Raw genomic sequence first — 21,915 nt, forward strand, 5'->3', positions numbered from 1 at the left:
CTAGTGTTCGCAGGCCTGTAGTGGCGGGCGCCGACGCTCCGCCCGCGTCAGTCCGAGTAGAGCACGAGACTCGAGTTCGCAGTGGTGTCGCTTGAGGTTCGCCCATCGCAGTTCGATGGGGTTGAAGTTTGGGCTGTGTATGGACAGGTGCACCACCCAGGCCACCACCGCTTCAATCGTCTGGCGTCTGCCCACTGCCTTGGCCCGTTTTTGTGGCTCTCCCGCACTTGGTGTGCTCGACGCGTATGCGGCGCTCTCTGCCCGTCGGAGCGATAGGCGTCCCAGTTCATGAAGCACAAGAAGGGCGGGAAAGCCCCACATCAGCGAATCAGTTCCAGTTGGTTTTTCCGAGCCATGAATCAGCTGAGAGCACGCTGCTTGAGTCAGTTTCGCTGAAACAACACCAGTGCCCTCCGAGGCAAACTTACGGCGGAGGGCACGGGAAGAGGTCGAGTAGAATTAGGCAGGGGTACTATTTCTTCTTCGAGAGCAGAGGCTCTGCTGTCACGCGAGTCGAGAATTCATCGTAAATCTTCTTGTTTGACGGACGCGTCGAATTTACGAAGCTGCGGAATTGGGCGATTGGCTGCTTGGTGTCTACTGTGGTTGTCAGCGATTCTTCCAGAGGCGGGCGTAGCGCGGATTGGAAAGGGATGCAGCATTCAATTACCGGACGCCATGCTTGCTCTGCCTCTGCGAGCTTGAGGTGTTTACGGAATCGCAAGTTGAATTTACTTGGAACAGGATATCCTAGAATTGTTTCCATGCACGCCCCGATGGCGGCCATGAACATATGAATAGAGCCGCGGAGACGGAAGAAATTCAGGTTTTCTCTGTCGGACTCCGTGAGTTGCTCTTCCTTCTTTTGGAAGAGGTCCATTTTAATTTTGCTAATGATTTGGTATGATGCGCAGACGAAAAGTATGTGCTCGGAGTTTGTGTGGTCGCTGAATACAGATGAGTAGTATTTGTCTGACTCCCAAATGTCGCTTTTACGGCTGTATGCTACGGATGGGTTTCCATGGAATGCCGTCAGCGATTGCGCAGCGGTGTCCGAAGGAATGTGGTTACCGCTTCCCGGCCTTTGGATGGCGTCTTGCGCCCCACCGCGACGGCCTCCGAGATAGCTGATTTTGTTGGGGCGCTGGTTGAATTCCTGACGTAGCCGGTCTTGGATCGCATCAGTACTTCTGAAGTCAGCCGGAGCTACTTTGTTTTGGCTGTTGTTGTAGCGAACAATTTCCTGAACGAGATCAGGAGATGTGCATTTTATGAAGCGAGCTGGAACCATGGCGTTTTGAACGGGAGGATTATCAAGTGAGCCGATGGCCCCCGTTGTTTGCGCTCCATTCACAATGGAGATGCCTTTGATTGTGAACGTCTTCTTTTTTTGTTGGGCTCTATGAAGTCATTGACGAGTGCCGTTATCCCGTTATTGAAGGCCCAGAACTCTGATGGCTTTTGCTCTGCGGACTCTTTTATTCCGTGGTTGATGTTGGAATCGCTCTTTCGGCTTCCAAGATAATCTCGAACGTTGGCGGAGAAAAGGTCTGTCTTGTGCTTCTTGTAGATTTCGTAAAGCCATTTTGCAGGAACAGCCGTTGAATAGGCAGCCCATTTTCCCTCCTCGATTTTATATCCTCCAGGGATTTGAATCGTAAAATTGTCGCTGACCAGAACGGCTGTTTCGATGGTGCGATACCAATTCCCAAGGGTATTTATTCCAACTTCAAGGAATTGTACTTCGCTGCAGCCGGACTCTTTGTATCCTGAATCTAGTGCTGCTTTGGCTCCGCTTGTTACGGCGGCCAATTCGCTCTTTACGTTGGTGGATTCAGTGCAGTTGTGCACGTACCATATTTCCAAAACATCTATTTCTTTGTTTTTTAGTGCCTCCCTGAGGTCTTTTGCGGCGGGGCGCATCTTCTCGGGCAGGCTCTTTATATTTGTTGTCAGTAGCCACGTTATTGCCGTGTTTAGATCGGAGGCCTTGTTGGCGGGCGCCTCTTTTTTTGGTTGTTTAGCCAGATATCCTTGTGCGACGACGGCTAGTCTGGAGCTTCTGTCTACATAGACTAGATCGCATTTCTTGTCATTTGAGCCGTCAGTTAGAGCATCTGCTGCTGCGGTATCAATATCATCGATGTGGTGTCTTAACTGAAGGGCGAAGAGAAGTAGCGCGTTGCTGCCATATTTGTTTAGGTCTTTTCTGTTTTCAAATGCATTCATCACGGGGGCGGTGGTCATTGCTGCACTCCTCCTGTGTTTTAGTCGAAGGTGGACTTTAATTCGCTCGAGCGTATTTGCCCTAGTGGAATGTTGGGGGGCGTTTGGGTACGGAGCGGTTATTGAGCCGGGTCGGGCCATTCCCAGGCGGAGCGGTAGCCCAGTCCCTCCTGGGTGGACTCGATGAAGCGCGCGTAGAAGGGATGGCCGCTCAGCGTGGCCGAGTCGCCCACCACGAACAGGTGCCGCCGGGCCCGCGTGAGCGCCACGTTCATGCGCCGCAGGTCCGAGAGAAAGCCAATCTGCCCCTCGCCGTTGGAGCGCACGAGGCTCAAGAGCACCGCGTCCTTCTCCCGCCCCTGGAACGCGTCCACCGTGTCCACCTCCACGTCCGCGGACAAGGGCTCCACGCGCTCGCGCAACGCATGCGCCTGCGCCCGGTAGGGCGTGATGACCGCGAGTTCCCTCGGCTCCAGCCCCGCCGCCAGCAGCTCCTTCACCCGCGCCACCACCAGGTCCGCCTCGCCCGTGTTGAAGAGGCTGCCCGTGTCCTTCTCCTGCTCCTCGTCGAAGCCCTTGCCCGCCGTGTCCAGGTAGAGCACCGGGGGGAAGTCTCCCTCCGCCCCCGCCGGCAGCACGTCCGCCAGCGTCCGCCCCGCCACGCTCGGGTGCGCGCGCAATTCCCCCGCGTACATCTCCCGCGAGGGGAAGGCCATGATGGCCTCGTTCATCCGGTACTGCTCGCGCAGCATCCGCTTCACCCCGTCCCCGTGGTCCGCCAGCAGGCGCTCGAAAAGGCTCACCGCCAGGCCCGCCTTGGCCGCCTCGGGCGACAGGATGGTGGGCGGCAATTGCTGCGGGTCTCCCGCCAGCACCACCTTGGGCGCGCGCAAAAAGCCCAGCAGCGCCAGGGGCTCGGTGGACTGGGCCGCCTCGTCCAGGAGCGCCAGGTCGAACTCCTCGTGCGAGAGCACCCCCGAGTCCAGGCTCGCCAGCGTCACGCACACCACCTGCGCCCGCTCCAGCACGGCGCGCACCGCCTTGCGCTCCAGCGCCCGGGCCTCGTCCAGCATGCCCTTGGCCTCCGAGGTGGAGGCGCGCGCGTTGGAGAAGCGCTCGCGGCTGCGGCCCTGCGTGCGCTGGCGCCGCGCGTAGCCCAGCAGCGAGAAGGCCTCGTCGAACAGCTCGCGCGAGAGCACCCGGTCCGGATGCTCCTCCACCAGCAGGTCCAGCGTGTGCTCCTGGAGCCGGGGCGTGACGCGGGCCGGGTGGCCCACACGCACCGCCCGCAGGCCCTTGTCCAGGCACAGGTCCAACAGGTGGTCCACGGCGGCGTTGCTCGCCGCGGCGCACAAAAGGCGCTGGCCCCGCTCCACCGCCTGGGCCGCCACCTCGGCGAGCACCGTGCTCTTGCCCGTGCCCGGGGGGCCGTGCACCAGGAAGAAGTCCTCGGCGGCGAGCGCCCGGGTGACGGCGTCGTGCTGCTCGGGGTTGAGGGCCCGGGTGGGGGTGAACTCCCGGAGCGAGTCGAAGCGCGGGGGCTCGTTGCCCAGCAGCACCTCGCGCTTGCGGCGGCCCGCGCCCTTGTCCAGCGCCTTCACCCGCGAGAGGCCCGCGCGCACCCGCTCGTAGGTGACGTCGTTGGGGACGCCGTCGAGCCGCAGCAGGCCCTCGTGGATGAAGGGCGGCGGCGAGCGGTCGAAGGCGAGCTGCACCCGCATGGCGGTGGCGCGGGTGACGAGCGCCCGCGCGGGCTCCTTCACCTCGGCGCGGCGGGGGTAGACGGCCACCTGGTCGCCGTTGTCCAGCCGGGCGGGGAAGCGCGCCCGGTCCTTGCGCGCGAGCGTCACCAGCACCCGGCCCCCGAGGCCGACCTCTTCCTCCAGGCTCTCCAGGTCGAGGAACGTCAGGCCCTGCTCGGCGCGCTGTTGCAGGGAGAGGCCCTCGGCCAGGGCCTCCGTGCGGGCCCGCTCGGCCTCGCGCTCGAGGGCGAGCAGCCGACCCAGGGAATCGAAGAAGGAGACGTCACGCGGCATGCGCCGGTTTATGCCATGGGCGTGGGGCCTGGGTGTCCCAGCCTGGGCAGGAGTGTTCCCCAGCGTGGGAAAAGTCCTTCCACTCGGGACGCCGAAAACCCCGGGAATGCGGGGAATGGGTTTTGCTTCCGGGGCCTGCCGACGTCATCGCGAACGGACACGAGGGCGAGCACATGCGCGGTCGCTGGTCGGTGGGGGTGGTGAGTGGGTGGTTGTTGGGGGGCTGCGCGCCCCTGCAGGAGGAGGAGGGCGTCGAGCCGCCCCCGCTGCCCGAGCCCGCCGTGCCTCCGCCCGCCGCCCTGTGCGAGCCCCCTCCGCGCCGCAGCGGGGAGTGGGCCGCGGTGGGAGGCCGCTGAGGCGGCGCGCTACTTCGCCTTCTTCATACCCAGGTCGCCGCGCTGCGGGGTGGTGTCCCCCGCGCCGCCCACGCCCGCGCTCTGGAAGGCGTTCTTGAGCGCGCTGGCCGCGTCCGCCTGGGCCTTGGCGGCCGTGCCCACCACCGCGCCCATGCCGAAGAACTCGTGCGTCACGCCGTCGTAGTTCTTCAGCTCCGTCTTCACGCCGGCCTCCTGGAGCTTCTTGGCGTAGGCGGTGCCCTCGTCCTTGAGGGGATCCAGCCCCGCGGTGATGATCATCGTGGGCGGCATGCCCCGGAGCTTGTCGGTGCTGGCCGTGAGCGGCAGGGCCAGGGGATCCGTGTTCGTCTTCCAGCCCTCGCCCAGGTAGTTGTTCCAGAACCAGGCGATGTCCTGGTTGCCGAGGAAGTAGTTGCCCTGGCCATTGGCCTTGTGGGACGGGGTGTTCACGTCATTGCTCACGAACGGGTAGACGAGCAGCTCGAAGACGGGGAGCGTGCGCCTGGCTTCCTTCTGCTGCATGGCCACCACGGTGGCGAGGTTGCCACCCGCGCTCTCGCCGGCGACGGCCACGCGCTGGGGGTCGCCGTTGTATTTGGCCGCGTTCTCCTGGACGTAGCGGAAGGCGGCCGTGGCGTCATCGGACGCGGCGGGGAAGGGGTGCTCCGGCGCCTGGCGGTAGTGCACGCTCACCACCACGGCCTTGGCCTGCTGGGCCAGGGCGCGCGGGCCGGCGTCATAGGTGTCCAGGTCGGCCACCACGAAGCCACCGCCGTGGTAGTAGACCACCACGGGGAAGGGGCCCTGACCCTCGGGCGTGTAGATGCGCACGGGGATGTCCCCGCCCGGCCCCGGCAGCGTGGTGTCATCCACCTTGGCCAGGCCCGTCTTGTCGGGCGTCGTGGACTTGCCCTCCTTCTTCATCAGCGACTTCACGGCGTCCGTGGCGCTCGGCCCCTTGCGGGCCTGCTCGGGCGTGAGGGTATGGAAGGGTTTGGGCTTGAGCGCCTTGTGGGCGTCGAGCACCTTCTGCATCCGCGGGTCCACCTGGGTCTTCGCGGGCACCCCCGTCTTCTCCGGCGCGCCCGGCTGGGCCAGGGCCGCGCCCGCGGTGAACAGGGGCAGCGTCGCGATCAACCATTTGTAGGACCGGGTCATGGGCTCTCCTTGGAAAGTGTGTGCTGCGCCCAAGGTGAGGCGTGCCCGTGCGCGCGGTAACTGGGCACGTGTCCCGAGCCTGGACGGTTGGCGGAGAGCGGCCACTCGGACATGCCGGGCTTTGACCCCTGCATCCAAAAGCGTCCCCGAGTTCCGGGGCTCCCCTGTCTCTATTTGCGCGTGGCGCGCCACCGGGCCAGGTCGCGCTTCTTCTCCTCGCCCACGGCGTCCAGGCGCTTCTGCCAGGCCTCCCGGTGGGGGCGCAGTTTGTCGACGAGTGCTTGGGCCACCACGAGGTTGCGGTACCACTTGGAGTCGGCGGGGACGATGGTCCACGGGGCCTCGCGGGTGGACGTGCGCGCGAAGACTTCCTCGTAGGCCTGGGTGTAGGCGTCCCAGTTCTGTCGGTCCTCCCAGTCCCCGGCGCTGATCTTCCAGGCCTTGCGCGCCTCCTTCTCCCGGGCGAGCAGGCGCTCTTCCTGCTCCTGCTGGCTGATGTGGAGGAAGAACTTGAGGACGAGCGTGCCGTGCTCGGCCAGCAGTTCCTCGAAGTCGCGGATGTGGCCATAGCGCTCCTTCCAGAGCGCCTCCGGGACGAGCTGGTTCACGCGCGCGACGAGCACGTCCTCGTAATGCGAGCGGTTGAAGATGGCGAACTCGCCCAGGCGCGGGGTGTGCTGGTGGATGCGCCAGAGGAAGTCGTGCTGGCGCTCCTCCTCGGTGGGCACGCCGAAGGACACGACGTTGAGGCCCCGGGGGTTGAGGTGCCCGGCCACGTGCTTGATGGTGCCGTCCTTGCCGGCGGTGTCACGGCCCTGGAGGATGATGAGCACGGAGTTCAGGCGCGCGCCCCACATCAGGTCCTGCAGGTCGAACAGCTCCTCGCCGAGCGCGTCGAATTCCTTCTTCGCCGCGTCCTTGTCCGTCTTCTTGGGCGACGTGGTGGCGATGTCCGCGAGGTGGATCTTCTCGCCCTGCTTGTCGAGGGTGTGGGTCGTCATCGGGTTCCTTCCGGGCCAGGCGCGAGGATGTCCCATGGGGCCTCCGGGCGGACAACCGCCGTGTCCCGGACTGTTGGCGAGGGCACGGGACGGGGGACTTCAGGGCCGGGCGTCGCGCAGCCGCCAGACGAGGAAGGTGTGCACCCGGCGGCCCCGGAAGTCGGACGTCAGCTCGCGCGGCCCCTCCACCGTGGAGAAGCGCTCGGTCAGCTCGGCGGGCGGCGGCTTGCCCTCGGAGTACCACAGTGCGTCGCGCCCCACGGGCACCTCGGGCCGGGGCCAGAGATCGTACTGGCTGCGGCGCGCCCCGCCCGCCGTGTCCGCGGGCAGGCCGGTGAAGTAGGCCACCTCCGAGGCGAGCTGGTAGCTGGGGGCGTACACCACCGCCACGTCCTCGCGCGCGAGCGTGCCCAGCACCTCCCAGCCATGGGTGCGCGCGAGCAGCACGTCGCGCTCGAAGCGCAGCAGCGGGAAGAGCAGGTGGGACGTCACCGCGAGCACCAGCGCCAGGTTGACGAGCGCCGCCGCGCGGAACCACCGCGCGTGCATGCCGGCCACGCCCACGCACGCGGAGAGGTACGCCGCGGCCGGCCAGTTGGCCTCGCCCCGGGTGCGCACGGACGCGTAGCCGAACAGGAGCAGGGGCGCGGCGGCGGCGGCGCGCAGGAGGAACTGCTCGCGGGGGCCCCGGACGACGTACGCCACCGTCAGCGGCACCAGCACGGGCCCGCCGAGCGCGAGCTGGCCCAGGAGGAACTCCCCGAAGGTGCGCCAGCCGCCCTGGCCTCCGAGGCCGTGCTGCAACTGGAAGGCGAAGCCCGCCCAGTCGTTGCGCGCGTTCCACGCCACCACGGGCAGGAAGAGCCCCACGCCGAGCAGCGCGGTGAGCCAGGCGCCCGCGGGCAGCCGCCGGGCCCGCACGCACGCGGCGACGAAGGCCGCGGCGAGCAGCACCCCCGGGTACTTGGACAGCAGCGCCAGGCCACAGGCGAGCCCCGCCAGCACCCAGCGCTCGCGGTGGAGCGCCCATAGCGCCAGCGTCCAGAAGAGCAGCAGGGGCGTGTCCGGCGTGGCCCACACGCCCGCGAGGATGCCCACGGGGACGACACTCCAGAGCGCCGCCGCGCGCCAGGGCGCCTCGCCCGGGCCATGCACGTCCCGGGCGAGCCCCCACACCGCGCCCACGGTCGCCACGCCACAGACGAGCGCGGTGGGGCGGATGCCGAGCAGCGCGATGAGCCACGCCACCCCGGGGGAGTGGTCGAAGTAGCCCCCGTCCAGGTGCCGCGACCACTGCCAGTAGTAGGCCTCGTCGAAGTAGACGTCCGTGCCCAGCACGAGCGCCAGCCGGACCGCCGCGCTCGCCACGAGCAGGACGAGGCAGAGCGTCAGGTGGGGGACAGGGCGGAGGGCGGAGCGGTGGGCCACGTCTGGCACTAAGCGCACTTGCGGGCCTTTGCCCAGCACCTTTCCACGGGCGCCTGTACGCTCCCGCGCCCCGCCCCGTTTTCCGGAGCCCGTCATGTCCCACCCCCCGCCGGCCGGCCCCAGCAACCGCCTCGCGCGCGAGCCTTCTCCCTACCTGCGGCAGCACGCCTCCAACCCGGTGGACTGGTACCCCTGGGGCGAGGAGGCCTTCGCCCGGGCCCGCGCGGAGGACAAACCCCTGCTCCTGTCCGTGGGCTACTCGGCCTGCCACTGGTGCCACGTCATGGCGCACGAGTCCTTCGAGAACCCGGACATCGCCCGGCTGATGAACGCGGGCTTCATCAACGTGAAGGTGGACCGCGAGGAGCGGCCGGACGTGGACCAGCTCTACCAGGGCGTGGTGCAGCTCATGGGCCTGGGGGGCGGCTGGCCCCTGACGGTCTTCCTCACCCCCGAGCGCGTGCCCTTCTTCGGCGGCACCTACTTCCCGCCGGAGGATCGCTACGGCCGGCCGGGCTTCCCCAAGGTGCTGCAGGCGCTGAGCGAGGCCTGGACGAGCCGGCGCGACGAGGTGGTGCAGCAGGCCGGGGAGTTCCGCGAGGGCCTGGGCGAGCTGGCGCTGCACGGCCTGGACGCGGCGCCCGCGGCGCTCAAGGCCGAGGACCTGGTCGCCATGGGCACGGCCCTGCTGCGCCGCATGGACGGCGTGAATGGGGGTTTTGGCGGTGCGCCCAAGTTCCCCAACCCCATGAGCGTGGCGCTGGTGCTGCGGGCCTGGCGGCGCGCGCCCGAGCAGGATGCCCTCCGGCAGGCGGTGCTGCTCACGCTGGAGAAGATGGCGCGCGGGGGCATCTATGATCAGCTCGGCGGCGGCTTCCACCGCTACTCGGTGGACGAGCGGTGGCGGGTGCCGCACTTCGAGAAGATGCTGTACGACAACGCGCAGCTCCTGCACCTGTACACGGAGGCGCACCAGGTGGAGCCCCGGCCCCTGTGGCGGCAGGTGGTGGAGGAGACGGTGGCCTACGTGCGGCGCGAGATGACGGACGCGCGCGGCGGCTTCTACGCCACCCAGGACGCGGACAGCGAGGGCGAGGAGGGCCGCTTCTTCGTCTGGACCCCCGAGCAGGTGGCGGCGGTGCTGGACGACGAGCTGGCGGACCTGGTGACACGGCGCTTCCACATCACCCCCAAGGGCAACTTCGAGCACGGCACCACGGTGCTGGAGTCGGCGGTGACCGAGGAGGTGCTGGCGTCGGACTTCTCCCTGTCTCTGGAGGAGACACGCGCCTTGCTGGACGAGGCGCGCGAGCAGCTGCTCGAGGCGCGCGAGCGGCGGGTGAAGCCGGGCCGGGACGAGAAGATCCTCGCGGGTTGGAACGGGCTGATGATCCGGGGCCTGGCCTTCGCGGGCCGGGTGTTCGCCCGGGAGGACTGGGTGGACGGGGCCCGGAAGGCGGCGGACTTCCTCCTGGCGGAGCTGTGGGACGGACGGCGCCTCACGCGCGCGTACCAGGAGGGCCAGGCGCGCATCCCGGGCTTTCTGGAGGACTACGGGGGCCTGGCCGCGGGCCTCACCGCGCTCTACCAGGCCACCTTCGAGCCGCGCTACCTGGAGGCCGCGGAGGCGCTGGTACGCGTCGCCGAGGAGCTGTTCTGGGACGTGGACAAGCAGGCCTGGCTGCTGGCACCCCGCGAGCAGGGAGACCTGGTGGTGGCCCCCTATGCGACGTTCGACAACGCGGTGCCCTCGGGGGCGTCGCTGGTGACGGAGGCGCAGGTGGCGCTCGCCGCGCTCACGGGCAACAAGTACCACCTGGACCTGCCCGAGCGGTACGTGTCGCGCATGCGCGAGCAGCTCCAGAAGAACCCCATGGGCTACGGGCACCTGGCGCTGGCGGCGGATGCGCTGCTGGAGGGCGCCCCGAGCGTCACCCTCGCCGGGGAGCGCGACGCGGTGGCCCCCCTGTTGGCGGCGGCGCGCGGCGTCTACGCGCCCACCTCCGCCTTCGCCTGGAAGGCGCCCACCGCGCCGGTTCCGCCCTCGATGATCGAGACCTTCCTGGGCCGCGAGCCCGTCCAGGGCCAGGCGGCCGCCTACGTGTGCCGCCACTTCGCCTGCGAGCCGCCCGTGACGGACGCGACACACTTCGCGCGGCGGCTGGCGGGCGCGAGCCGGGGGGGATGACGCGCATGTTCAACCTGCTGCCCAAGGACGAGAAGTTCTATGACGAGCTGGAGCGACTGTCCGGCTTCGTCGTGAACTGCGCCCAGCAGTTCGAGCGTGTCGTCTCCACCTTCCCCCACTTCTCCGGGCCGCTGCAGTCCATCGAGCAGGACCGCGTGGGCGCCAAGAAGGTCTTCAGCGAGTCGCTCTTCCGGCTCGACAAGGCCTTCATCACCCCGCTGGATCGCGAGGACATCCTCGGCCTCATCACGGTGATGTACGGCGTGGTGGACCGCGTCGCGGAGCTGTCGCAGCGCTTCCGCCTCTACCAGCTCAAGGCCCTGCACCCGACGCTCAGCGGACAGGCCCGCAACTTCGTGACCATCGCGCGCGAGCTCGACACCATCATCCATGGCCTGCGCCGCGGCCAGAAGCTGGAGGACCTCAAGCCCGCGCTCGACGCGGTGGGTGACACCATGGAGCTGGTCAAGCGCGACCGGGAGGCCTTCCTCGGCCAGCTCTTCGAGGGCACGCCGGATCCCCTGGAGGTGATGAAGAAGAAGGAGCTGCACGAGCTGTTGGAAGAGGCGATCGAGCGCAGCGAAGAGGCCACCGAGACCCTGGCGCGCGTGCTGCTCAAGAACGGCTGAGGCGCTCCATGTCCCTGCTGACCTTCGCCTTCGTGTTGATTGGCGCCGCGCTGATCTTCGACTTCCTCAATGGCTTTCACGACGCGGCCAACTCGGTGGCCACCGTGGTGACCACCCGCGTGCTCACGCCGAGGCAGGCGGTGCTCTGGGCCGCGTTCTTCAACTTCGTGGCCGCGTTCTTCTTCGGCACCACCGTGGCCAAGACCATCTCCGAGAAGCTGGTCGACCCCCAGGTGGTGGACCTGAACGTCATCTTCGGCGCCCTGGTGGGCGCGGTGGTGTGGGACCTGCTCACGTGGTGGTGGGCCCTGCCCACCAGCAGCTCGCACGCGGTGATCAGCGGCCTGGCGGGCGCGGCCATCGCCAAGGCGGGGTGGGGCGCGCTGCTGCTCAAGGGCTGGGTGCCCGTGCTCGCCTTCCTCGTCCTCTCGCCCATCATCGGCATGGTGCTGGGCTGGAGCTTCATGACCGCCATCGCCTGGCTCACGCGCCACGCCGAGCGGCACGCGGCCGAGCGGCGCTTCCGGCACCTGCAATTGCTCTCCGCGGGCCTGTACTCGCTGGGCCACGGGACCAACGACGCGCAGAAGACCATGGGCATCATCGTCGCCATCCTGGCCGCCACGGGCCACGAGGCCTGGAGCCAGCCCAACCCCGAGGGCTTCCGGGGCCTGGGCGGCCAGCACGAGGTGGCCTGGTGGATCGTCCTCTCCTGCCACGGAGCCATGGCGCTCGGCACCATGGCGGGCGGGTGGCGCATCGTCCAGACGGTGGGCTCGCGCATCACCCCCTACCTGCGGCCCGTGGGCGGCTTCTCCGCCGAGCTCGCCGCCGCCACGAGCATCGCGTTCGCGACCCTCGCGCATGTCCCCATCTCCACGACCCACGCCATCGGCGGCGCGGTCTCGGGCGTGGGGGCCACGCGCGGCCTGCACGCGGTGCGGTGGATCTGGGGCAAACGCATCGCCTGGGCCTGGGTGCTGACCTTCCCCGGCGCGGCGCTGATCGGCGCGGCGGGCTATGCCCTGGCCCGCTTCGGCCTGGGTCCGTTCGTCCACTGACGGGCCGCGGGGGGGCTCGCGAGGCGATTGACATGTCATTGCATGGGCTGACGTGTCATTGACACGGTGCCTGTGCAAGACACGGCGGGGAAGGGCAATTGACAGACATGCGAGGCCTGTCGCTAGGATGGCGGCGGGCTGCTTCCCGGCCCCCTCAGGAGGAGCACGCATGAAGGCATTGTTCTACGTGGCGGTGGCGCTGGGTCTGTCCAACCCGAAGAAGCTGACGCGCCCCTACCAGGCCATCACGCCCGGCGGCGGCTACTGAGTGACCCGCGGGGGGCCGCATGACCGAACTTCCGGGTGAACCTCCTGGCCCCGTGGGGGGGTGGGGCATCGCGAACACCGCGGACTTCCACACGGATCCGCTCCAGTTCGTGACCCGGTGCGCCCGGGAGTTCGGGGATGTGGTGCGGCTGGGCCAGGACAACTACCTGGTCTGCCATCCGCGCGACATCGAGCGCGTCCTGGTCAACGCGCAGCGGCACTTCGCGAAGGAGACCGGAGCGAAGCCGACCGAGGCCCGGACGGGCTCGTACCACTATGCGCTGATGCACACGGATGGAGAGGACTGGCGCTACAAGCGTCGGCTGCTCCAGCCCCTGTTCCTCCGGGAGCGTGTCGACATCGGCGCGGCGCCCATCGTCGCGGCCACCGAGGAGATGCTCGCCGCGTGGCGCCCCGGTGTGGCGCGCGCGATCGCGGACGACGTGTCGAGCCTGGCGGCCCGCTGGGTGGGGCGGTACCTGATGGACGCGGACCTCACCGCCAACGAGGTCCGGCGCTCCACGTCCTTCCTGGCGTGGAACTTCCGGCCGCTGCCGATCCGGCTCCCGCGCTGGCTCCCCACGCCCGGCAACCTCCGCTTCCGCTGGTCGGTCCATCAGTTCGAGCGGGCCATCCACGGGCTCATCGCGCGGCTTCGGGAGCGGAGCCTCGGCGCGTCCAACCTCCTCGGGCTGGCGCTCCAGGCGCGCGACGGGGACGAGGGCTGTCTGGCGCCCCCGTGGTACCCCCGGGACGAGGTGGCCATCATGCTCCTCGCCGCGCATCAGCCCACGGCCATCGCGTTGGTGTGGACGCTCCACCTGCTGGCGACCCATCCGGAGGTGGACGCGCGGGTGGCGGACGAGGTGGTCCGGGTGCTGGGCGACGGGCGCGCCACCGCGGGAGATCCCGAGCGGCTCGTCTACACGATGGCGGTCCTCAAGGAGTCCCTGCGGCTCCATCCCCCCGTCTGGATGACGGCCCGGGAGACCGTCGAGCCGTGTGAGCTGGGCGGCTACCGGTTGGGCGCGGGCGTCAGCCTGGCGCTCAGCCCCTGGGTCCTCCACCGAGACCCTCGGTGGTTCGCGGACCCGGACGTGTTCCGCCCGGAGCGCTGGCTCGATGGCTCCCTCGAGGGGTTGCCGAAGTTCGCCTACGTGCCCTTCGGTGGTGGGGCCCGGCTGTGCATGGGGGCCGCGCTCGCGAGGCGGGCGCTGGTGCTCGCGCTCGCGACGGTGGTCCGCCGCTACCGCCTCACGCCCGCCGCGGATGCCCGGGTCTCCGCCTTCGCGGCGGCGTCCTTCCTCATCCCCCAGGGGGTCCGGCTGGTGCCCACGGCGCGGATGTGAAGCCCGCTAGACTCGGGGCATGTCCCATGCGGTCCGCGACCCCCTGCTCTGGCAGTTCGACATGGCGTGGCAGCTCACCTGGTACCACCTGGAGAGCCTCACCACCGAGGAGTGCCTGTGGCGCCCCGCCGCCCAGGGCCTGCACGTGCGTCCGGACGCCGAGGGCCGGTGGGTGGCGGACTGGCCGGAGCGCGAGGACTACGGCCTGGGTCCCTCCAGCATCGCGTGGCTGACGTGGCACTTCGGCTTCTGGTGGTCCATGGTGCTCGACCACTCCTTCGGGGCCGCGACGCTCTCGCGCGAGCAGGTGACGTGGCCCGGCTCCGCCGAAGGTGTGCGGGCGTGGATCCAGCGGCTGCACGGCGAGTGGCGGGCGGCGCTCGAGCGGCTCTCGGACGAGGAGCTGCGGTCCACCGAGCGCACGCGCTGGCCCTTCCAGGATCAGCCCTTCGCCCACGTCCTCGCCTGGGCGAACGTGGAGCTCACCAAGAGCGCCGCCGAGCTCGGCTACGCGCGCTTCCTCCACGCGGTGCGCGCGGGGTAGTCCGCCCTGTCCTCAAGTGCAGAAGCGTCGGAGCCATCGGCGCATGGGTTCCTTGTCCAGGGAGAACCAGCCGGTGTGCTCGTCGAGGAAGAAGGGCTCCAACAGCCGGGCCAGAGCGCGGTAGTGGGGGGCATCCTCGTTCTTCCGCGTGTCGAGGGCGTCGGGCTCATCTCCCAGCGTGAGCAAGAGCCTCCCTTGCTCCAGTTCGTGAATGGACACGTGGAGAGAGGACAGGGCCTCGCGCAGGCGGTGGAGGCCTCCCAATCCGTTCACGAGCTCGGGCCCGAGGAACGTGAGCCAATGCGCCCCGCGCGCACGTGCACCAATGGCCCGGCTGGTTTCCTCGAGCCGGTAGAGGTCGAGTCCCAGGTATCGCTCGAGCAGGGGAATCAGGGCCTGCCGCGCCATGTACCAGCGGCCTCCGGGGGACACGATGGCGAGACTGGCATAGCCAAAGCTGAACGGCAGCTCACGGGCCAACTCCAGTGCGAGCGTGCGCAGCGCGTGCGCGCCCTGTCCCTGGAGGTATTCCGAGGGAAAGGAGAAGCACACGCCGCAGGTCGCATCCGTGTCCTGATCAAACGGGGGAGCGTCCAACCAACGGCCGAGATACTCGAAGTTGTACCCCCCGACCTCGCTCTCGTGCTCCCAGAGTTCGACGCGGGCCGTGGCCGGCGAGGCACAGCCCAGGAGTTCCTCCTGGACGAAGGCCCAACCCGTCGAGTCGAGGGGGAGGGTATTGCCGTCATAGTCGCCGTACCAGCCGAGCGCTCCGGGAGGAATGGCTTGGACATAGGTCCGCAGCGCTCGCCAGATGGCGGGGGCGATCTCTCCATGGGAGCGACGGATGAAGAAGCACAGGACGAGTCCGTCGCGGCCCACCAACCTGTGCTGGTCCGTTCGGAGCCGGATGGGCGGAACCGGTTCGTTCACGGTGTGATGCCCTGGGGCGAGAGGAGCAAGGCTTCGGCGCGCAGCGCTTCCCGGTAGATTTCGCCCTGGGTGGCACCTGGGTAGGCGCTGTCCTTGCCGTACCGTGTCCACCGTGGGCTGTTGGTCTCGGGACAGGGAAACTTGAAGTCGAGGACGAGCACGGCGCTCAGCGGGTTGTCGCTCGCGTGAAGGACGATGTCGGGCTTGATGGTGCGCCAGAGCTTTTGAGTGCAGCCCTCCGCGAGGAGTCGTTTTTCCTCCGCCGCGCTCAGGGTTTCGATGAACCGCGCATGGCGGAAGAACCGGTAGCGCTGCTCGATGCTGAAGGGCTTGGGCCAATACCGTTGGAGCACCGAGCGGGCGCATTCGAGTGCGAGTGCGTGTTTCTTCCGACCCAACGCCATGGCCTGGGTGATGGGTTGGCCACAGCCGTCGACGTCGACTTCTTCTCCGCACTCCTCCCGGGTCGGGGTCCGCTCTCCGAACAAAGGCTGGTGGATTCGCCGTTCCGCCTCCCGGGCGCATTGCAACAGGCTCAGCTCGAGTTCGCTCACCGCCGCATCACCGGGGAGCAATCCGAGCAGCACGGGCGCGAGACGGGAGCGCGTGACCCCGGCCGCCACGGTCGTGAGCACACGCGTGGTGCTTTCCACGGGAGCGGCGTGGCGCAGTCGCGAAGCCGTTTCCGTGTCGAACCGGAAGCTTCGACGGGAACTCGGTGGTGCCGCGACACACGCACCGAGCAGGAGAACGGACAGCGGACCCGCCATCCAGGGATGGACGGCGGGTCGGAGCGCTCGTGGGACCATGAATGCGTCCCTACTTCACCTCGACGACCTTGAGCGTACCGATGAGGGGGGTGATCTCCGCGTTGCCCTCGAAGCCCACGCCGAAGTGGGTGGCGTCCGCCACCACCTGGTCGAAGGTGGGATCCATCTGGGTCCACTCGCCCACGAAGGCCTCCACCCACTCGTGCCAGTAGAGCGCCGGCACCCCGTCCTGGTTCACCATGTAGATGACGCCATCCACGCGCCGCGCGGGAATGCCCGCCGCGCGCAGGAGCGACACCGTCAGCAGGGAGTGCTCCGTGCAGTCCCCCTTCTTCTGGCGCAGCACGTCCGTGGCCCGGTCGGCGCTCGCCCCGTAGTCCTTCTTCAGGTTCGTGGCCACCCAGGAGCTGATGGCCTGGGCCGCCGCGTAGGCGTCCTTGTGCGGCGCCGCGAGCTGGTCGGCGAGGTTGCGGATGGTCGGGTTGTCGCTCTCGATGATGATGGACGTCTCGAGGTTCTTGCCGCCCTCGGGATCCTTGAGCGGCCGGGGCTTGAGCTTCTGGGCGTCCGGCGCCCGCGCCGACACCGTCACCCGCACCCGGCCGTCCGCCTCCGCCTGGTACTTCTGGCGGTTGCTGTCCTGCTGGAACTGGGGGGGCAGGTTCTCCATCACCAGCGTCACCTGGCCGGGGATCGTCTTGGCGGACTCGGGCAGCGGCTTGGGCAGGACCACCCGGGTGAGGCCGAACACCTCCACCAGATCCAACCGCTTGGCCACCGCCTCCGGCTCGGCCCGGGCCTTCATCGTCTGCCCGTACTCCATCTCCAGCACCTGGCCGTCCTCGGTCAGGTAGGTCGTGACGGGGACCTTCTCCTTCTCGGAGATCATCACCGCCTTGCCCAGCTTCACCTGCACGCCGCTGATGAGCCGCTGCTCGGTGGGCTGCACCGTCACCTGGTACGGGTAGGTGCCCAGGTCCGTGCCGTCCAGCATGTGGCCGCTCAGGTTGCCCTGGCGCAGCAGCGCCACGCGCGCCGGATCCGCGTCCTCCACGACCTCGGCGGTGGGCGGCAGGCTCACCGTCTCGTCCGCGAGCCCCGGGCGCTTGCGCACCACGCTCACGCCCGAGGGGGTGATGGTGCCCACGAGCGTCTGGGTGCCGCCATCGCCGCGCTGCTCGATGGTGAAGGCCACCAGCCGCCCGCCGGGGTGGGCCTCGTAGATGCGCTCCTCGCGGTGCACGCGCTCGGACAGGCGCGAGCCCACGTTCGCCTTGAAGTGCAGTTCACTGAGGGCGCGCACCCGGTCCGCCCGGTCCGGGATGAGGCCCAGGTCCGTGAAGAGGTAGCCCACCTTCTTGTCCACCAGGTACAGCCCCAGGTACTCGCCGCCCTGCGGCCGGCGCGCCTTCACCACGTCCGAGACGCCCTCGGGGGCCGGGGGGGACGGGGCGGCGGCCTTCGCCGGGGCGGACGGGGCGGAGACGGGGGCGGCCGGGGCCTCCGCCTTCTTGCACTGCACGAGCGCCGGGCCCAGGAGCAGGGCGCCCAGCGCGACGAGGGCCTTGGGGGAAGTTCTCACGCCCGCTCCCGCGCTCAGACGCGCTTGGTGAGGATGATGAGGTCGTCGCCGACCTTGTAGAAGTCCCGGATTCGGGCCTCTTCCGTGTACTTGAGCGCGGCGTAGAAGCCGCGGGTGGGGCCGTAGGACTCGGTGGCGCTCGTCTCCACGCGGATGATGCGCGCCTGACGGCCCCGCAGGTCCGCCTCCATGCGCGACACCAGCGAGGCGCCCACGCCCTGGCCCCGCACCTTCGGATCCGAGGCGATCCAGTACAGGTCGTACGTGCCCTCGGTCATGGGGGTGGGGCCGTAGCACACGTAGCCCACGAGCGTGCCGTCCCGGTCCGCGACGAGGATGTGGTAGTCGCGGTTACTTGGCTGCAGCGCGAGATCGACGAGTTCGACCGCGCAGTCCTTTTCCTCCGAGGAGAAGGTTTCGATTCGGTGAATCAGGGAGGCGAGTGACTCCCGATCCTTTCCTTCGAGGGGGCGAATGTCCATGGGTCCTCTCCAGCGCGACCTCGACCAGCGTGCGGGCCAGGGCGCGGTAGTCCATCCCCGCGGCCAGGGCCGCCTTGGCGAAGCCCGCGTCGGGATGGAGATCACAGTTGGGGTTGATGTCGATGACGTAGGGCTGGCCGTCCGGGGTGACCCGCAGGTCCACCCGGCCGTAGTCCTGGCCCTCTAGCGCGGCGAAGGCCTCCAGGGCCGTCTTCACCAGCCGGGCCTCCAGCGCCTTGTCCTCCAGCAGACACGGCCCCGAGGGGGTGTTCACGTACTCGGGCGAGTTCTCCTCCCACTTGCCCGCGTAGGTGACGATGTTGGGCCGGTCCTGGAAGAGCTGGCCGAAGCGGATCTCCGTGAGCGGCAGGGCCCGGCGGGGGGCGTTGCCCAGGAGGGGCACGTAGATTTCCCGGCCGGGGATGAACTGCTCGACGATGGCGGGCTGGTGGAAGGTGGTGAGCACGGCCTCCACCGCCCGGCGCAGGGCGGCGGGGTCGTGCACCACCGAGTCGCGGGTGATGCCCATGCTGGCGTCCTCGCGCGCGGGCTTCACGATGAGCGGGAAGGGCAGCGTCAGGCGCTCCAGGTCCTCGAGCCGGTCCACCCGGGCGAAGCCGGGCGTGGGCACGCCGCGCGCCCGGAGCAGCTCCTTGGCCTTGTCCTTGTGCAGCGCGAGCCCCAGGGACAGGGCGGACGAGCCCGTGTAGGGCAGCCCGAGCATGTCCAGCAGGCAGGGGATGACGACCTCGGCCCGGCTGTCCGCGGCCACGGACTCACAGAGGTTGATGACCAGGTCGGGCCGCATCCGGGCGAGCAGGTCCACGAACTCCAGCCGGGTGCCCTCCACGGCGATGGGCTCGGGCCGGAAGCCGCCGTGCTGGAGGGCGTCCGCCAGGGCGGACGCCACGCGCGTCACGTCTGCTCGCGCCTCCCGACCCGGGTCGTCCTCCAACTGCTCGTGGTCTCGGTTGTACAGGATGGCGATGTGCATGCGCGATCTGGGCAGCGGGCAGGGTTACCACGTCCCCCGGGGGGATGACAGTTCACAGGCGGGCCGAATGGCTGGCCGCTGAGCAGTGTCCGGAAGTATGAGGAGAACCATGCGGATTCGTGACCCCATCCACGGCACCATCGATGTGAGTGGCGAGGAGAAGGCCGTCATCGACAGCCGGTTCTACCAACGGCTCCGTCACGTGCGGCAACTGGGCTTCGGGGACCTGGCATTCCCCGGCGCCACCCACACCCGGCATGCCCACTCGCTGGGCGCCATGCATGTCGCCTCCCGGGTATTCCACGCCGTCACGGATCGCGCGGAGCTGCCCGCCGAGGTGCGCGAGCGCTTCAGCGCCGCGGTCCGGCTCGCCGTGCTCTGCCATGACCTGGGGCACATGCCCCTGTCCCATGCTTCCGAGCGCATCGCCCCCCCGCGCGCCTCGCTGCGGCTGCCGGCCTGGCTGGACGCGGTGGCCGAGGGCGAGCAGGCCACCCACGAGGACTACACCGCCAAGCTCCTGCTGGACAGCGCGCTCACCCCCCTCATCGAGGAGCAGTACAAGCCCCGGGGGATTTCGCCGGAGGCGGCCGTGGGGCTCATCACCGGCGCGCGGCCGCCGAGGGACCCGGGCTTCTCCCATGCCGGGGTGGACTGGACGCCGCTCCTGCGCGCCATCGTGTCCGGGGAGCTGGACGCGGACCGGATGGACTACCTGCTGCGCGACTCGTTCTACACGGGCGTCAACTACGGCCGGTACGACATGGACTGGCTGGTGTCCAACCTCAACCCGGCGGTGAAGGACGGGCGGGCCTACCTGGCGCTCAGCCGGGCGGCGGCGTTCGCCTTCGAGGACTTCCTGCTCAGCCGCCACCACATGTTCATCTCGGTGTACTACCACCACACCTCGGTGAACTTCGACGCCATGCTCCGGCGCTACTACGAGGAGGCTCCGGGCGAGTTCGAGATCCCCTCCGACCCGGACGCCTTCCTGCACTGCGACGACGTGGCGCTCTGGTACACGCTGCGCCGCTCGAAGAACCGCTGGGCCCAGCGCATCGCCACGCGCCAGGGCTTCAAGCTGCTCGCGCAGTTCACCGAGCGGGACGTGGGCTACGACCTGGACGTGCTGCGCAGCGCGCTCGTCACCGGCGGCTTCGAGCACTTCACCGTGGAGTCCAAGGGCGTGCTCTCCAAGTACTTCGCGGAGGGCTCCGTCCCGAGCCTCTACATCGTGGACCGCTCGACGGGCCGGCTCACCGAGGTGTCGCGCTACACGCCGCTCTACCAGCGCTACAGCGGCGCGGTGCGGCTCACGCGGCTGTACGTGCGGCCGGATCAGATCGAGGACGCGCGCAACATGATGGCGCGGCTGCTCGGACAGGCGGTGGGGGGATGAGCGAGACCGTCCAGGGGGCGCCGCCCCCGCCGCCCGTGGCCGTGCCCCGGCTGTCGTCCGTGGTGGTGCCGTGCCGCCGCACCGCCCAGGGGTGGGAAGTGTTCTGGGTCAAGCGCGACAAGGCGCTGCGCTTCGCGGGCGGCTTCTACGCCTTTCCCGGCGGCAAGCTGGACGCCCAGGACGCGGACGTGCCGGTGCACGGGGCCTCGGGCCAGGACGCGGCCCTGCGCGCGGCGGCGGCGCGGGAGCTGCTCGAGGAGGCGGGCGTGCTGGCGGCCGAGGGCGCCGAGCGGCTGACGCCGGACGCGGTGGCCACGCTGCGCCGGGAGGTGCTGGAGGGCCGGGTGTCGTGGCGCGCGGGGCTCGAGCGCCATGGGCTGTCCTTGCGGAGCGGGGACTTGCTCGAGGCGGGGCGGTGGGTGACGCCGGAGTTCGCCCCGGTGCGCTTCGACACCTTCTTCTACTTCCTGGAGGTGGGGCCGCACGCCCGGACGGAGTGGTGGCCCGGGGAGCTGTCCGAGGCGGCGTGGGTGACGCCCGCGGAGGCCCTGGCCCGCTGGGAGGCGGGCACCGCGCTGCTCCATCCGCCCGCGCTGCACGTCCTGCGGGTGCTGGCGCGCGCCGGGTCGCCCGAGCGGACGGCGGCGGCCCTGCGCACGCCGGAGCACTGTCCGGACTTCATCGCCCAGCGCATCGAGTACCAGCGCGGCGTGCGCGTGTTTCCCCTGCGCACGGCCACGCTGCCCCCGGCCACGCACACCAACGCGTACGTGCTGGGCGAGGAGGAGCTGCTCATCGTGGACCCGGGCTCGGGGGACGAGGAGGAGCTGGCGCGGCTGCTGGCGCTGGTGGAGGGGCTGGTGGCGGAGGGCGTCCGGGTGAAGGCGGTGGTGCTCACCCACCACCATGGGGACCACACGGCGGGCGTGCGCGCGGTGACGGAGCGGCTGGGCGTGCCCCTGTGGTGCCATGCGCGCACGGCGGACCGGGTGGCGGTGCCCACGGCGCGGCTCCTGGTGGACGGCGAGGTGCTGGAGCTGGCGGGCACGCCGCCCCAGCGCTGGCGGGTGCTGTACACGCCGGGACATGCCCAGGGGCACGTGTGCCTGGTGGACGAGCGCACGCGCGCGGCGGTGGTGGGCGACATGGTGGCGGGCGTGGGCACCATCGTCATCGACCCGCCCGAGGGCGACATGGCCGAGTACCTGCGGCAGCTGGCGCGCCTGCGGGACTGGCCGGTGACGACGCTCTACGCGGCGCACGGCATGGCGATTCCAGATGGGCCGGGCAAGCTCCAGGAGTACCTGGACCACCGCGCGGCGCGCGAGGCGCGCATCCTGGCGGCGCTGCCCTCGGAGGGGGTGACGCTCACCGAGCTGGTGGCGCGCGCCTACGTGGAGACGCCGCCCTTCCTCCTGCCGGTGGCCGAGCGCAGCGCCCTGGCGGTGTTGCTCAAGCTCCAGGGCGAGGGCCGGGTGCGCGAGGCATCCGGCCGCTACTTCCCGGGGTGAC

At 69.1% G+C, this 21,915-nt stretch carries 17 protein-coding genes and 1 pseudogene; 8 read left to right on the plus strand and 10 right to left on the minus strand.

Annotated elements, in window-relative coordinates; translation table 11 throughout:
- Positions 1-472: 472 nt before the first annotated feature.
- Positions 473-2,367: pseudogene (locus tag I3V78_RS39140) on the minus strand (AIPR family protein).
- Positions 2,346-4,262, minus strand: coding sequence for an AAA domain-containing protein (locus I3V78_RS10330; RefSeq protein WP_204486598.1), 1,917 nt, complete (start codon positions 4,260-4,262; stop codon positions 2,346-2,348). The pseudogene I3V78_RS39140 and the gene I3V78_RS10330 overlap by 22 nt, the downstream one beginning before the upstream one ends.
- Positions 4,263-4,435: 173 nt before the next feature.
- Here I3V78_RS10330 and I3V78_RS10335 point away from each other — a divergent pair, with 173 nt between their 5' ends.
- The gene (locus tag I3V78_RS10335) at positions 4,436-4,618 is read left to right on the plus strand and encodes a hypothetical protein (RefSeq protein WP_204486600.1); all 183 of its coding nucleotides are present in this window, start codon (positions 4,436-4,438) and stop codon (positions 4,616-4,618) included.
- Between the two features lie 9 nt (positions 4,619-4,627).
- On the opposite strand, the gene I3V78_RS10340 is transcribed toward I3V78_RS10335, so the two are convergent.
- The 3 genes from I3V78_RS10340 to I3V78_RS10350 all read right to left on the minus strand — a co-directional run bounded on the left by I3V78_RS10340 (position 4,628) and on the right by I3V78_RS10350 (position 8,205).
- Positions 4,628-5,776 carry an alpha/beta hydrolase gene (locus tag I3V78_RS10340; protein WP_204486602.1) on the minus strand — a complete coding sequence of 383 codons (1,149 nt, stop codon included), beginning with the start codon at positions 5,774-5,776 and terminating at the stop codon, positions 4,628-4,630.
- A 170-nt stretch (positions 5,777-5,946) separates the two neighbouring features.
- Positions 5,947-6,777 carry a polyphosphate kinase 2 family protein gene (locus I3V78_RS10345; protein WP_204486604.1) on the minus strand — a complete coding sequence of 277 codons (831 nt, stop codon included), beginning with the start codon at positions 6,775-6,777 and terminating at the stop codon, positions 5,947-5,949.
- A 99-nt stretch (positions 6,778-6,876) separates the two neighbouring features.
- Positions 6,877-8,205 carry an ArnT family glycosyltransferase gene (locus I3V78_RS10350; protein WP_338023520.1) on the minus strand — a complete coding sequence of 443 codons (1,329 nt, stop codon included), beginning with the start codon at positions 8,203-8,205 and terminating at the stop codon, positions 6,877-6,879.
- A 94-nt stretch (positions 8,206-8,299) separates the two neighbouring features.
- Between I3V78_RS10350 and I3V78_RS10355 the strand changes: the two genes are divergently transcribed.
- From I3V78_RS10355 to I3V78_RS10375, 5 genes are all read left to right on the plus strand, one after another.
- On the plus strand, positions 8,300-10,393 hold the full coding sequence (locus I3V78_RS10355) for a thioredoxin domain-containing protein (protein WP_204486608.1): 2,094 nt from the start codon (positions 8,300-8,302) through the stop codon (positions 10,391-10,393).
- Entirely contained in the window at positions 10,390-11,022 is a 633-nt protein-coding gene (locus I3V78_RS10360) for a DUF47 domain-containing protein (RefSeq protein WP_204486610.1), read from the plus strand. Before I3V78_RS10355 ends, I3V78_RS10360 begins: the two co-directional genes overlap by 4 nt.
- A gap of 8 nt (positions 11,023-11,030) precedes the next feature.
- Entirely contained in the window at positions 11,031-12,083 is a 1,053-nt protein-coding gene (locus tag I3V78_RS10365; RefSeq protein ID WP_204486612.1) for an inorganic phosphate transporter, read from the plus strand.
- A 287-nt stretch (positions 12,084-12,370) separates the two neighbouring features.
- Positions 12,371-13,699, plus strand: a complete 1,329-nt coding sequence (locus I3V78_RS10370; protein WP_204486621.1) for a cytochrome P450 — start codon at positions 12,371-12,373, stop codon at positions 13,697-13,699.
- Between the two features lie 19 nt (positions 13,700-13,718).
- Positions 13,719-14,243 (plus strand): DinB family protein, encoded by a 525-nt coding sequence (locus I3V78_RS10375; protein ID WP_204486624.1) that lies wholly within the window; start codon positions 13,719-13,721, stop codon positions 14,241-14,243.
- 12 nt (positions 14,244-14,255) lie between these two features.
- On the opposite strand, the gene I3V78_RS10380 is transcribed toward I3V78_RS10375, so the two are convergent.
- From I3V78_RS10380 to I3V78_RS10400, 5 genes are all read right to left on the minus strand, one after another.
- Positions 14,256-15,176, minus strand: coding sequence for a type VI immunity family protein (locus I3V78_RS10380; protein WP_338023521.1), 921 nt, complete (start codon positions 15,174-15,176; stop codon positions 14,256-14,258).
- Positions 15,173-15,811: a hypothetical protein gene (locus I3V78_RS10385; RefSeq protein ID WP_338023522.1), complete on the minus strand. Its 639-nt coding sequence runs from the start codon at positions 15,809-15,811 to the stop codon at positions 15,173-15,175. Before I3V78_RS10385 ends, I3V78_RS10380 begins: the two co-directional genes overlap by 4 nt.
- A 184-nt stretch (positions 15,812-15,995) precedes the next feature.
- Positions 15,996-17,528, minus strand: a complete 1,533-nt coding sequence (locus tag I3V78_RS10390; RefSeq protein ID WP_204486629.1) for a transglutaminase domain-containing protein — start codon at positions 17,526-17,528, stop codon at positions 15,996-15,998.
- Between the two features lie 14 nt (positions 17,529-17,542).
- Positions 17,543-17,962 (minus strand): GNAT family N-acetyltransferase, encoded by a 420-nt coding sequence (locus I3V78_RS10395; protein WP_239577519.1) that lies wholly within the window; start codon positions 17,960-17,962, stop codon positions 17,543-17,545.
- Positions 17,880-19,004: a D-alanine--D-alanine ligase family protein gene (locus I3V78_RS10400; RefSeq protein ID WP_239576379.1), complete on the minus strand. Its 1,125-nt coding sequence runs from the start codon at positions 19,002-19,004 to the stop codon at positions 17,880-17,882. The genes I3V78_RS10395 and I3V78_RS10400 overlap by 83 nt, the downstream gene beginning before the upstream one ends.
- Positions 19,005-19,113: 109 nt before the next feature.
- On the opposite strand from I3V78_RS10400, the gene I3V78_RS10405 reads away from it, so the two are divergent.
- Entirely contained in the window at positions 19,114-20,403 is a 1,290-nt protein-coding gene (locus tag I3V78_RS10405) for an HD domain-containing protein (RefSeq protein ID WP_204486633.1), read from the plus strand.
- A complete protein-coding gene (locus I3V78_RS10410; RefSeq protein ID WP_204486635.1) occupies positions 20,400-21,914 on the plus strand; it encodes an MBL fold metallo-hydrolase in 1,515 nt (504 codons plus the stop codon). The genes I3V78_RS10405 and I3V78_RS10410 overlap by 4 nt, the downstream gene beginning before the upstream one ends.
- Position 21,915: the final 1 nt, after the last annotated feature.

It is taken from the genome of Archangium primigenium (assembly GCF_016904885.1).
In the GTDB taxonomy this organism is placed as follows: domain Bacteria; phylum Myxococcota; class Myxococcia; order Myxococcales; family Myxococcaceae; genus Cystobacter; species Cystobacter primigenius.